The sequence below is a fragment of the Paenibacillus sp. J53TS2 genome (assembly GCF_018403305.1).
GTDB classification, from domain to species: Bacteria; Bacillota; Bacilli; order Paenibacillales; family Paenibacillaceae; genus Fontibacillus; species Fontibacillus rhizolycopersici.
This window is the reverse complement of sequence record NZ_BOSK01000001.1, coordinates 13,227-25,257: the sequence shown is the minus strand read 5'-3', so window position 1 is coordinate 25,257 and position 12,031 is coordinate 13,227. Positions and strand designations below refer to the sequence as shown.

The following is a 12,031-nucleotide window of genomic DNA, read 5'->3' as shown; positions in this document are numbered from 1 at the left end:
GGGGGAGAAACCATGAACAAAACAACCGCAAAAGCGGAATATGGATATGACGCTTGGCTACGGTACCGAAGCATCGAACCGGGTGAGCGACGTGAAGAGTTCAACCGATTTAGCGGCATCGTCGTCGAGGGAACCGATGAGCCGTTGGCACATACTGCGGCCCGGGAGTTGTCCAGAGGATTAAGCGGGATGCTGGGGCGTGAGGTCTCTGTCCTGGAGCACGCAGGGGATGCTCCTTGCTTTGTGCTGGGGCGGTTGGGACGCAGTCCGATCATCGATGGCATGTTCCCGGAAGTGGAGGCTAGCTTGGGGCTGGGACGGGAGGGGTATGCTCTACGGCATGAGCCCGGTTCCGGGCGGATCGCCATCGGCGCAGATAGCGACGCCGGTTTGCTGTATGGCGCATTTGATGTGCTGCGCCGCATCGGTACCGGACAATCGCTGAAAGGGTTAAATATCGTGGAACGTCCGGTGAATGGGCTCCGGATGCTGAATCAATGGGACAATATGGACGGAAGCATTGAGCGTGGGTATGCCGGTTCCTCGATTTTTTACGAAAACAACCGATTCACGCAGAACCTGGAGCGCCTTCGCGACTACGCGCGGTTGCTGGCCTCGACGGGCATCAATGCGATTGCCATCAACAACGTGAATGTGCACCGGATCGAAACCGAGCTGATTACAGAGGCGTTATTGCCAGAGGTAGCCAAGGTGGCCGAAATCTTCCGCATGTACGGCATCAAGCTGTTCCTCAGCATCAATTACGCGGCCCCGCTGGAAATCGGCGGGTTATCTACCGCCGATCCGCTTGAACCGGAGGTTGCGGCCTGGTGGCGCGAACGCGCAGCGGAGATTTACCGAACGATCCCGGACTTTGGCGGGTTCTTGGTGAAGGCGGATTCGGAGAACCGGCCGGGACCGTTCACCTATGGGCGGGATCATGCCGACGGCGCCAATATGCTGGCCGAGGCGCTGGAGCCTTACGGCGGGCTCGTGATCTGGCGATGCTTCGTTTACAACTGCAAGCAGGACTGGAGAGACCGCAAGACGGATCGGGCACGGGCCGCCTACGATCATTTCGTCCCGCTGGACGGGCGATTCAAAGAGAACGTCATCTTGCAGGTCAAAAACGGTCCGATCGACTTTCAGGTGCGCGAGCCGGTATCGCCGCTGCTGGGCGCGATGCCGTTGACGAACCAAATGATCGAGTTTCAGGTCACCCAAGAATATACCGGGCAGCAACACCATGTCTGCTATCTCGTACCCCAGTGGAAGGAAGTACTGGACTTTGACAGCCATCTGAAAGGCGAAGGATCGACCGTCAAACGGATCGTGGACGGTACGTTGCACGCCTCCCGTTACAGCGGATTCGCCGCAGTATCGAATATCGGCTGCGACGCCAACTGGACCGGGCATTTACTGGCACAGGCCAACCTTTACGGGTACGGGCGGCTGGCTTGGAATCCGGAGCTTAGCGCCGAAGGCATTGCGGATGAATGGATTCGGCTGGTATTCGGCAGCGACGAGCGGGTGATCCAGGTCATTCGCGGCATCCTCATGGATTCCTGGAGCATTTACGAAAAGTATACCGCCCCGCTGGGCATCGGCTTTATGGTGAATCCGAACCACCATTACGGTCCTAATGTGGACGGTTATGAATACTCGATGTGGGGGACGTATCATTTCGCAGATTGCCGCGGCATCGGCGTTGATCGGACGATCGCGACGGGAACGGGTTACACGTCACAATATGCGGAGCCGAATCAAAGCCGCTATGAAACGCTGGAGACTTGTCCGGACGAGCTGCTGCTCTTCTTCCATCACGTTCCCTACACCCACGTGTTGCAATCCGGCAAGACGGTCATCCAGCATATTTACGATACCCATTTCGAAGGGGTCGAGCAAGCCGGGAAGCTGGCGGAGCTGTGGGCGGGATTGTCCGGCCTGATCGAAGAACCGCTGCATCGGCAGGTCGCTGAGCGATTGGCGGAGCAGGCGGAGCATGCCAAGGAATGGAGAGATCAAATCAACACGTACTTCTACCGTAAAAGCGGCATTCCCGATCAGCAGGGTCGACGGATGTATTGATTTTTTCGTGATATTTTAAAAGATTTCGAGGATTCCTCTTCTACAACCGGCCGCGGGCCCGCCCTATACTTGAGTTATAAGCACTCAGAAACTGCAGAGGTGAAGCAAGCATGAAAAGTTCCGCGGCCTTGGCCGTCAAAGACGCGCCAGGAATCAAGAAGCGCCGGCAATTCCTGAAAAGATGGAATGCCCCGGTCGCCGGCTATTTATTTATTTCGCCGTGGTTGCTCGGTTTTCTCGGGTTGACCGCGTACCCGCTGATTTTATCGCTTTACTATTCGTTTACGGATTACACGCTGTTGGAGCCGATCAACTGGGTAGGCACCAAAAATTACGAACTGATCTTTACGGCGGATTCCAAGTTCGTCACCTCGGTCAAGGTTACGTTCCTGTACGTTTTGGCTTCGGTTCCATTAAAGCTGATCGCGGCGCTGCTTGTCGCCATCGTGCTGAACCGGGCGGTGCGGGGAATTGGGTTGTACCGCACGGCGATTTACTTCCCGTCGCTGATCGGAGGCAGTATCGCCGTATCGTTGCTATGGCGTAATATTTTTGGCGTGGACGGCATCTTCAACAAAATCATCGGAGCGTTTGGCCTTGAGGGGAAAGGCTGGATTACCAGTCCCGATACGGCGTTAAGCACGTTGGTTCTGCTTACGGTCTGGCAATTTGGTTCGTCGATGGTTATTTTCCTGGCAGGCCTCAAGCAAATCCCGGGCGATCTGTACGAGGCTTCCGCCGTGGACGGCGCCGGCAAGGTTCGCCAGTTCTTCAACATCACGCTGCCGATGCTGTCCCCGGTCCTGTACTTCAACCTGGTCATGGGCGTCATCAACGCGTTCCAAATGTTTACTTCGGCGTTTGTCATCACGAACGGCGGCCCGATGAACTCGACTTATGTTTATGCGCTCTACTTGTACGAGCGGGCGTTTAGCCGGTACCAGCTTGGTTATTCCTCGGCTTTGGCCTGGATTATGCTGATCATGATCGTTGTGGCTACGCTGATCATCGCGGGGACATCGAAATACTGGGTGTTCTACGAAACGGAACCGGAAGGGAGAAAAGCCAAATGACTTTCAAATGGAAGCCGCTGATCCGGCACTTCTTCATGATCTCGTTCAGTCTGGTGATGGTCTATCCGGTGCTTTGGTGGATCGGCGCGTCGCTCAAAACAAACGGCGAGCTGGCTTCACCGAATATTTTCCCTTCGGTCCCGCAGTGGAGCAACTTCGTTAAAGGCTGGAATTCGGTGCCTGGCCATTCCTTTACCGATTTTTACCTGAACACATTTGCCCTGGAGGCGGCGGTCATCGCAGCGACGCTGGTATCCAGCACGCTTGTCGCGTTTGGGTTCGGGAGACTGAATTTTCCTCTGAAAAACCTCTGGTTCTCCTTGTTCATGCTCACTTTGATGATGCCGGGGCAGGTACTGATCATTCCGCAATACGCCTTGTTCCACCAACTTGGCTGGGTGAACACGTATTGGCCGTTTATCGTACCGCATATGCTTGCAGGCGGCGCGGGCGGGACGTTCTTCGTCTTCCTGTTGATCCAGTTCGTACGCGGCATACCGAAGGAGCTGGATGAATCGGCGAAAATCGACGGCTGTTCCTGGTTCGGCATTTACTTCCGGATCGTCATGCCGCTGATGGTTCCGGCTATCGTGACCGTAATGATCTTCTGCTTCCTTTGGAACTGGGACGATTTCCTCGGACATCTGCTGTATCTCAACTCGGTGGATAAATACACGGTCAGCCTGGCGCTGCGGATGATCAACGATTCCCAGTCGGCTCAGGAATGGGGGCAACTGCTGGCGATGTCGCTCGTATCCATCGTTCCGGCTACCTTGATTTTTATGTTCTTGCAAAAATACTTCGTCGAGGGGATTGCCACAACCGGAATAAAGGGATAGGGACGGCAGACGGCCAATTATATAACGGTAAAGCGTGATTTTCCTTCGCGGCTTTACCGTTTTTTCCTTACACCTGAAGGGAGTGCAGTCTTGAGCATGACGAATCCGTTCAAGAAGTTCCGGATCGATAGTTTATTCTTTCGCAGTTTTGCCATCTTTATCGTAGCCGTATTAGCCTGTATTGCCTGGGCCAGCTACCGCATTTCGTCCAATGAGCTGGCGAAGACCAGCTCCCATTATCAGCAGCTGCTGCTGGACGAGCTCAACAACGAAATCACCACCCGGTTGGTGACGATCGAGCAAATCTCGTTGTCGACATCCCGCGATAATGAGCTCATTACGTTTCTGCGCGACCGGCAGGACGAATACGACCGGCATCGCCGGTCCGTCAGCGTGGAGCGTGCCTTAGCCAATCTGACTTATTCGATTCCGATCATTCAAGGAATCGACTTATATATGGAGCGTCCGCTGCGGGGGGACGCCAACAGCTATATCCAATTCCGCGGTTTAGGCGATCTGGCCAAACAGGAGTGGGCGGAGGCGCTTGACAAGAACGACTTCGCCTGGTCCCGTGAGCATGAAATCCCCAGCTTCCAAGGGAATGTGCGAGTGCTTAGCTTCGCGCGCAAAATTGTTGAAGAGGACAAGTACCTCGGCGTGCTGGTCGTCCACGTCAAAGCGAAGGAGATCGAACAGCTGCTGGCCGGGCATTCCGCGCCGGTCAACCGGATGATGATTGACACTTTGGGGCAGCAGACGGTGAAAACCGGTCAGGTTCCGGAGCATACCGAGCTGTCCCAGTGGATCGACGTGAAAACCGACCAGTCCGGGTATATGCATATTCGGGGCCAGCGGGAGCTGGGCGACTCGCTGCTGGTGTATTCCAAGATGCGCGATTCCCATTGGATGCTCGTGGAAATCACGTCCTGGAGCGAAATTACGAAAGGCAGCTTCCGACTGGCGCTGGTCATCGGCATGATAGGAGTTATCGCCATTTTGTTGGCATTGCTGCTGACTCTCTACTTAAGCCGCCAATTTACGAAACCGATCAAGAGTCTCGTCATGGCGATGCGTCAGTATTTTGTGGGAGGCGGTGGCCCTGCCGGCAGCGGTGGTCATCCCGTAGATCTGCCGGACGATTACGAGAACGAATTTGGATATCTCTTCGACGGGTACCGCAAGCAGATGGAGCAGATCGAAGAGCTGTACCGCTCGCTGCAGCGGCGGTATGAACAGCAGCGTAAGGCGGAAATCGAAGCGCTGCAGGCCAACATTAACCCTCATTTTCTGTACAATATGCTGGATCAGTTGAATTGGATGGCGATTGAAGCGGGGCAAGACGAGCTGAGCCGAATTCTCGAGTTGATGGGGCGCATGTTTCGGATCGGCTTGTCCAATGGTAATAGCTTCATTACGATCGACGAGGAGCTGGAACATATCCACTGCTATCTGGAGATTCAACAGCTGCGCTGGCAAGCCGGAGGCGGGGGAGAGTTGGACTACGCTATTGATGCGCCGCTCTCCATTCAGGAGTTGTTTATCCCGAAGCTGACGCTGCAGCCGTTCGTTGAAAATGCCATCGTCCATGGGTTTAATGGGCGTTCTCGCGGCAAGGTCTGGATCAAACTGGAGGAGCAGCCGGATTTGCTTACCATTACGATCGAAGACGACGGCGCTGGACTGAAACAGGCCGTAGACCGCGAGCGTAAACGGCGGACCGGAGGGTATGGCGTCCGCAATGTGAGGGAGCGGATTGCCGGTTACTTTGAAGGCGCTTACGGCGTGGAATTATCCGAACGTGCGGAAGGCGGCACCCGTGTCGTTATTACGCTGCCGAAACTGCTGGAACCGCCGGTACCCCCGCTTGGTGAACCGATAGAACCGGGACCAGCCGCGTGAGCGGGACTCTCGTAAAGATCATCTAGGAGAACAGCCAAGGAGGTAATTGAGGATGTGGAAAATCGCCATCGTCGATGATGAACGCCAAGTGCTGCAAGGTATGAAACGCGCCATTCCGTGGGAACAGTTGGGGGCGGAATGGGTTGGAGAGGCGCTGAACGGCGCAGACGGGCTGGATGTGGTTCGTCGAACCGAACCGGATATCGTGATCACGGACATTTATATGCCGGCGATGAATGGCATTGATATGATCGAACAGCTGCGCAAGGACGGGTATGACGGCAAGGTCATTATTTTCAGCGGCTATTCGGATTTCGAACATGCGCGGCAAGCGCTGCGCTTTAATGTCAGCGATTACGTCTCCAAGCCGATTAGCGTGCCAACGCTGAAGACGATCTTAACCAAGGTGATCGGCGAGCTAACCGAGGAGGAAGAGAGCCGGCAGAAGCAAGGTGAGATGGAGCGTAAGCTCAGCTTATATGAACCCTTCATCGAAAAAGAGTGGGTCCGTTCGGCCGTCGTTGGCACGCTGGACAGCTCCTACCGGGAAGCGGGTCGTCTGCCAGAACCCTATCGGTATTGGACAGATTTCAGCCATGTCACTATTGGCATCGACCTGGTCCGGGATGCGCGCGTCAGTGAATTTTCTTTGTCGGACTGGAATCTGTTCCGGTTTGCGATCCGCAATATCGCTTGCGAGGTAGCTCGCAAAATGTTCAGTTCCGTGGAATATACCGAACTGCACAGTACGAGGGCGGTGTTGATGGTCCATCCGCGGCCGGAGGAACCGGCGGAGCTGTTAGACAAGAAGCTGCATGAGCTGGGCGTGAAGCTGATTAATGCGATCAAATGTTATCTCAAGCTAGTCGTACGAGTGGGGATCGGAGGCGTTAAGCGGCAATGGCTTCAGATTCCGGAGTCGACGGAGGAAGCGTTCCGTGCCATCGAGTTAAGGGCGGGACGGCGGGATCCGGCCTACGCGCTTTACGCTTATCAAGAGGACGAAGACGATTACGTGTTCGCGGACAATTTGTTTTCGGTCAAGTTCTATGTGGAATTGGCTTCCGCGATGAAAGCGTCTCAGGAAGCGGAGGCCAAGAAGCTGGTTGCGGATTACATGAGCCGGTTGGAGCTTCAGAAGGCGATGACGCCTGAATCGGTGCAAATCCTCGCCAGCGAGCTGTGGGGGGTATTTACGTATTGTCTCTATGAAGCCGGCGTATTGCTTAATGATCTCGTGCCCGGCGAACAGATTACGAAGGAGCTGGTTGGTTTGACCGGTCCGGAGCAGCTCACGGAATGGCTGTCGGACAAAATCACGCTCATCTGCAGCAGCCGCCAATGGCGGGGAAACAACAAACACCGGCAGGTGGTGGATTACATGACCGGTTATATCCATGAGCATTATGCCGAGGACATCACGTTGGCGGAGTTGTCGGAGAAGCTCTACATTTCACGCAACCACTTGTCGATCATTTTCAAAAACATCACCGGCGAAACGTTCAACAACTATCTGACCCGGGTTCGAATCGAAAAAGCACGCGAGCTGCTGTTGCAGCGTACGATGCTCGTCTATGAGGTGGCTGAGCGGGTCGGCTACAAGAACGTGCCCTATTTCAGCACTTTGTTCAAAAAAATTACCGGCATGAACCCAACCGATTTGATTAAATAGACAACCAGGGGAGAGAGAATTCATGATCAATGTCGCCCTTGTCGGCACCGGCTCGATTGCCGTAACGCATCTTGAGGCATTTACCCGCTTTAGGGACCGCTGCCGGATCACGGCGCTGGTTGATCGGAGCGGAGAGAAGGCGCAGAAGCTGAAGGAACGTTTTAACCTGGATTGCGAGATTTATTCGGATTACGAGGAAATCGTGAACTCTGATTCGGTGGATTTGGTGTCCCTGTGCACCCCTCCGTCTACCCACGCAAATCTAGCTTCGGCATTCCTGTTGGCGGGCAAGCATGTCTTGGTCGAAAAGCCAATGGCCCCCTCACTGTCTGAATGCGACCGGATGCTGGAGGCGGCGGCTAGAGGCCATGCACTCTTATCCATCGTCGGACAAAACCGTTTCTATGACCCGATCCGCCAGGTTAAACGGGTGATCGATACCGGATTGACGGGCAGCATCGTCCATGCCGAGACTAATTCCTATTGGTGGCGCGGGCGCAGCTATTACGATGTCGAATGGCGGGGAACGTGGGAAGCTGAAGGTGGCGGCTGTGTGATGAATCATGCGGTGCACCATCTGGATTTGCTGCTGTGGATCAGAGGGATGCCTTCGGAAGTCCTAGCGGTAACCGCCAATACGTCGCACGGCAATTCGCAGGTTGAAGACTTGTCTATCGCGATCCTTAAGTTCCCGGACGGTAGTCTGGCTCAAGTGACCAGCTCGGTCGTTCATCATGGCGAAGAACAGCGGCTTGTCTTTCAGGGGGAGCACGCCAAGGTGGGAATGCCTTGGCAGGTATACGCATCAGCCGAAGGGGATGGTGGTTTTCCGCAGCGGAATCCGGACCTGGAAGCGGAAATCCAGCAAGTGGCCGCAGAGGTCGCTCCACTGCAATATACCGGGCACGCCGGGCAAATTGACGACGTGCTGCGCGCCATTGAAACGGGTAGCCGGCAGGTACTGATCGACGGAAATGAGGGACGAAAAACGATCGAGCTCATCATGGCGATTTACGAATCCTCCGCAACCGGGAAGCCGATTTCGTTGCCGCTGCCGAAGGATTCGATCTTTTACGCGCAGGAGAGCATTCTCAGGAAGGCGCCTCGGTTTCACCCGATGGCGTGAAGAACGCGAAGGAGGGGAGCAAGCATGCCGGTCACTTTCAGCCTCATCGGCGGGGCGGGCTTTCGGGCTCAATATTATTTGCGGATCGCTCAGGTGCTTCCGGATCGATTTCAAATCGGAGGCTTGGTCGTCCGCGACGAAATGAAAGCGCAGGCGATGGAGCGGCAGTGGGGCGTGCGGACCTACCGCTCGGTTGAAGCTCTGCTGCAGCAGGAGCAGCAGGACTTTATTGTGTTAGCGGTCAGCGGCTCGGAGATGCTGTCCTATCTGCTGCAACTGGCGGAGACGGAAATTCCCGTCCTCTCGGAAACGCCGCCGGCGTCCGACCTTGCCGGGTTGGAGCTGCTTCACTCGCGGCTAAGCGGGAGAGGCGCAAGGATCCAGGTTGCGGAGCAATATCATTTACACCCGCTCCAGCAAGCTCGGCTCCAGTTGATCGAATCGGGACGGCTGGGACGAATCACTGAGGCAACCGTGTCCATCTCTCACTTGTACCACGGTGTCAGCTTGATTCGCCGGCTGTTGGGAGTTACCTTCGAAGAAGTGAGGATTCGCGCAATGCGGTTTGATTCGAATTGGGTGCAGGGACCGACGCGCAGCGGTCCGCCTGCGGAAGATCGACTTGTCCCTTCCGTTCGGGAGCTGGCCTGGCTCGATTTTGGCGATCGGCTGGGGATTTACGATTTTACTCGCGACCAGCATCGCTCCTGGATCCGCTCCAATCATTGCTGCATCCGCGGCGAACGCGGGGAAATCTTCGATTCGCGGGTATTGATCCAGCAAGAGAATACGATTCCGCTGCAGTTGGAGCTAAAGCGGGTTAATAAGGGCGAACAAGAGAACCAGGAAGGGTACTATCTGCAAGGCATATTGGGCGGAGAACAGTGGTTGTATACGAATCCGTTTGCGCCGGCCAGATTATATGATGACGAGCTAGCCATAGCGGCCTGTCTGGAGAAGATGGGCGAATATGCTCAAGGCGGTCCCGCTTTTTATGGATTATGGGATGCGGCGCAGGATCATTATCTCGGAATGATGATTGAACGGGCAATCCTTACCGGAGAAACGGTGGTTGCCGCACGCCCGAGTTGGGGATAAAATTTCTTAATAAAAAAGAGTTGACCTTCACGTTACGTCAACGTTTATCATGAGTGTTGTCAGGAGGTGAGCACATGGAATACACCATTCAGAAGCTGGGCCGGCTTGCCGGAATTAGCACCCGGACGCTGCGTTATTACGATGAGATCGGTATTCTGAAGCCGGCAAGAACGAATTCGTCGGGGTACCGCATCTACGGTCAGCGGGAAGTGGATCTGCTGCAGCAGATTTTGTTCTATCGGGAGCTGGGCTTAAGCCTTGAGGCTATCCGGTCGATCGTCACCGATCCCGGTTTTGATGGTCCCCGTGCGCTGAAAGAACACCGTAATCAACTCCTTGACAAACGCATGCAATTGGACGCCTTAATTGCCAATGTGGAAAAAACGATTGCGTCGCAGGAAGGGAGAATCTCAATGAGCGATCAAGAAAAATTCCAAGGATTCAAAAAACAGCTGATCGAGGAAAACGAGCAGAAATATGGCCGGGAAATCCGCGAAAAATACGGGGAAGATCAGGTCGAGAAGTCCAATCGGAAGCTGATGAACATGACGGAAGAGGAATACGAGAAGGTGACGCAGCTGTCGAACGAAGTAAATGCTACTCTGGCTGAGGCCTTCAAGACGGGCGACCCCGCCGGTGAACTTGCCCAGAAAGCCGCTGATTTGCATAAGCAATGGCTGACGTTCTATTGGAGCGAGTACAGCAAAGAAGCTCATGCCGGGCTGGCTCAAATGTACGTGGATGATGAGCGCTTTAAAGCTTATTATGATAAGGACCAGCCAGGTATGGCCGAGTTTCTGCGAGATGCGGTTCAGATTTACACCGGGATGAAATCTTAGGGAAACATAAAGCTCTCCTTTCCGCTTGGCGGAGAGGAGAGCTTTTTCGTTACGAATGGGTTGGTTTACGCCCAGTTCCCTTGGCGGAACACCGGCTCGATCGTGCCATCCGCCAGCTCGCCGTCGATATCGAGCTCCGCGGAGCCGATCATAAAGTCGACATGCGTTAGGCTGACGTTGGCGCCTTTGGCAAGCAATTCTTCTTTGCTTAGCTTGGCGCCGCCTTCGATATTAACGGGATAAGCGCTGCCGAGAGCAAAGTGGCAGGAGGCGTTCTCGTCGATTCCGGTGTTGTAGAATATCCGGTTCAACCGGGAGATCGGCGAGTTGTGCGGCACGAGAGCAATTTCGCCAAGATGCATCGCTCCTTCGTCCGTATGGAGCAGGTTTTCCATATGCTCCCGGCCGGATTTCGCGTCATAACGGACCACTTTGCCGTCCTTGAACGTCAGCGTCAGACCTTCGACGAGCTGGCCGTTCAAATTCAGCGGCATTGTGCTGGCTACGGTACCGTTCACACCGGTGCGATGCGGCATGGAGTAAATTTCCTCAGTTGGCATATTAGCGACGAAATAGTCGCCGGCCGCATTGTAATCACCGCCGCCCAGCCATAAATAACCCTCGGGCAGCTCCACCTGAAGATCGGTGCCCGGAGCGCGGTAATGCAGCTTCTTGTACCGCTTGGCATTCATATGTTCCTGTCTTTCCTTCAACTGCTTGATATGTTCGTGCCAAGCGGCGATCGGATCCTCGCGGTCGACGCGGTTCATGTGGAATACCGCCTCCCACATGGCCGGGATTCGTTGTTCTTCGGGCAGATCGGCAAACACTTTGTTCGCCCAGGCCTGGGTCGGGGCTTTGATCAGCGACCAGGTGATCCGGTTGTTGCGCGTTTGGGCGGAATGCTTCTCGCGTGCTTTGGCCGCTGCTTTGACCGCGGTGGACACTTTGGATGATGAGATGCCTTGGAACAGCTCGGGATCCGGCACCTTAACCCGCAGGATCGCGCCGCCTTCCTCCCCGAATTGTTCCGCCATGTCTGCGAGCCACTGCGGATAATAGGACAAGGATTCGTCCGACGCATGCTCGTAGCGGATGCGGGTCGTTTGCTCGTCCTCCCAGTCGACGTGAACGTATTTGGCTCCCGCGTCGTAGGCTTTGGCCACCAGCAACCGTGCAAAGTCCACGGTTTCCAGCGGCGCCGTAAGCATCAAGTTTTGGCCGGGCTGGATATTGACGCCAACCCGGATGACCAATTCGGCGTATTTTTCAAGAAGAACCTCGAAAGCTTCCATTGTTGTGACTCCTCCCGTATCGTTCATTCTCCTATGTACAAACAATCCTTATTGTAGCACGAACGGGCGGGGAGTGAAAAAAGATGCCGAGAGCACTCCGCT

Annotated in this window: 9 protein-coding genes; 8 read left to right on the top strand and 1 reads right to left on the bottom strand. The window is 54.9% G+C overall.

The annotated features are described in order from the left end of the window. The first annotated feature begins 12 nt into the window (after positions 1–12). From KJS42_RS00115 to KJS42_RS00080, 8 genes are all read left to right on the top strand, one after another. Positions 13–2,088 carry an alpha-glucuronidase family glycosyl hydrolase gene (locus tag KJS42_RS00115; RefSeq protein WP_213621640.1) on the top strand — a complete coding sequence of 692 codons (2,076 nt, stop codon included), beginning with the start codon at positions 13–15 and terminating at the stop codon, positions 2,086–2,088. Positions 2,089–2,198: 110 nt separating this feature from the next. Continuing rightward, the gene (locus tag KJS42_RS00110) at positions 2,199–3,161 is read left to right on the top strand and encodes a carbohydrate ABC transporter permease (protein ID WP_193415357.1); all 963 of its coding nucleotides are present in this window, start codon (positions 2,199–2,201) and stop codon (positions 3,159–3,161) included. Continuing rightward, positions 3,158–4,000, top strand: coding sequence for a carbohydrate ABC transporter permease (locus KJS42_RS00105; RefSeq protein ID WP_155608159.1), 843 nt, complete (start codon positions 3,158–3,160; stop codon positions 3,998–4,000). The genes KJS42_RS00110 and KJS42_RS00105 overlap by 4 nt, the downstream gene beginning before the upstream one ends. Positions 4,001–4,096: 96 nt before the next feature. Further along, positions 4,097–5,899 carry a sensor histidine kinase gene (locus KJS42_RS00100; RefSeq protein ID WP_213622078.1) on the top strand — a complete coding sequence of 601 codons (1,803 nt, stop codon included), beginning with the start codon at positions 4,097–4,099 and terminating at the stop codon, positions 5,897–5,899. A 52-nt stretch (positions 5,900–5,951) separates the two neighbouring features. Further along, on the top strand, positions 5,952–7,571 hold the full coding sequence (locus tag KJS42_RS00095) for a response regulator transcription factor (RefSeq protein ID WP_213621639.1): 1,620 nt from the start codon (positions 5,952–5,954) through the stop codon (positions 7,569–7,571). A 22-nt stretch (positions 7,572–7,593) separates the two neighbouring features. After that, a complete protein-coding gene (locus tag KJS42_RS00090; protein ID WP_213621638.1) occupies positions 7,594–8,697 on the top strand; it encodes a Gfo/Idh/MocA family protein in 1,104 nt (367 codons plus the stop codon). A 24-nt stretch (positions 8,698–8,721) separates the two neighbouring features. Continuing rightward, positions 8,722–9,795: a Gfo/Idh/MocA family protein gene (locus KJS42_RS00085; protein WP_213621637.1), complete on the top strand. Its 1,074-nt coding sequence runs from the start codon at positions 8,722–8,724 to the stop codon at positions 9,793–9,795. Positions 9,796–9,869: 74 nt separating this feature from the next. Next, positions 9,870–10,634 (top strand): MerR family transcriptional regulator, encoded by a 765-nt coding sequence (locus KJS42_RS00080; protein WP_213621636.1) that lies wholly within the window; start codon positions 9,870–9,872, stop codon positions 10,632–10,634. Between the two features lie 65 nt (positions 10,635–10,699). On the opposite strand, the gene KJS42_RS00075 is transcribed toward KJS42_RS00080, so the two are convergent. Next, positions 10,700–11,929 (bottom strand): aminopeptidase, encoded by a 1,230-nt coding sequence (locus tag KJS42_RS00075; RefSeq protein WP_213621635.1) that lies wholly within the window; start codon positions 11,927–11,929, stop codon positions 10,700–10,702. Positions 11,930–12,031 lie beyond the last annotated feature (102 nt).

Coding starts and splice junctions, on each gene's coding strand:
- KJS42_RS00110 (WP_193415357.1), top strand. CDS start 2,199: ATGAAAAGTTCCGCGGCCTTGGCCGTCAAAGACGCGCCAGGAATCAAG.
- KJS42_RS00100 (WP_213622078.1), top strand. CDS start 4,097: ATGACGAATCCGTTCAAGAAGTTCCGGATCGATAGTTTATTCTTTCGC.
- KJS42_RS00085 (WP_213621637.1), top strand. CDS start 8,722: ATGCCGGTCACTTTCAGCCTCATCGGCGGGGCGGGCTTTCGGGCTCAA.
- KJS42_RS00115 (WP_213621640.1), top strand. CDS start 13: ATGAACAAAACAACCGCAAAAGCGGAATATGGATATGACGCTTGGCTA.
- KJS42_RS00075 (WP_213621635.1), bottom strand. CDS start 11,929: ATGGAAGCTTTCGAGGTTCTTCTTGAAAAATACGCCGAATTGGTCATC.
- KJS42_RS00105 (WP_155608159.1), top strand. CDS start 3,158: ATGACTTTCAAATGGAAGCCGCTGATCCGGCACTTCTTCATGATCTCG.
- KJS42_RS00080 (WP_213621636.1), top strand. CDS start 9,870: ATGGAATACACCATTCAGAAGCTGGGCCGGCTTGCCGGAATTAGCACC.
- KJS42_RS00090 (WP_213621638.1), top strand. CDS start 7,594: ATGATCAATGTCGCCCTTGTCGGCACCGGCTCGATTGCCGTAACGCAT.
- KJS42_RS00095 (WP_213621639.1), top strand. CDS start 5,952: ATGTGGAAAATCGCCATCGTCGATGATGAACGCCAAGTGCTGCAAGGT.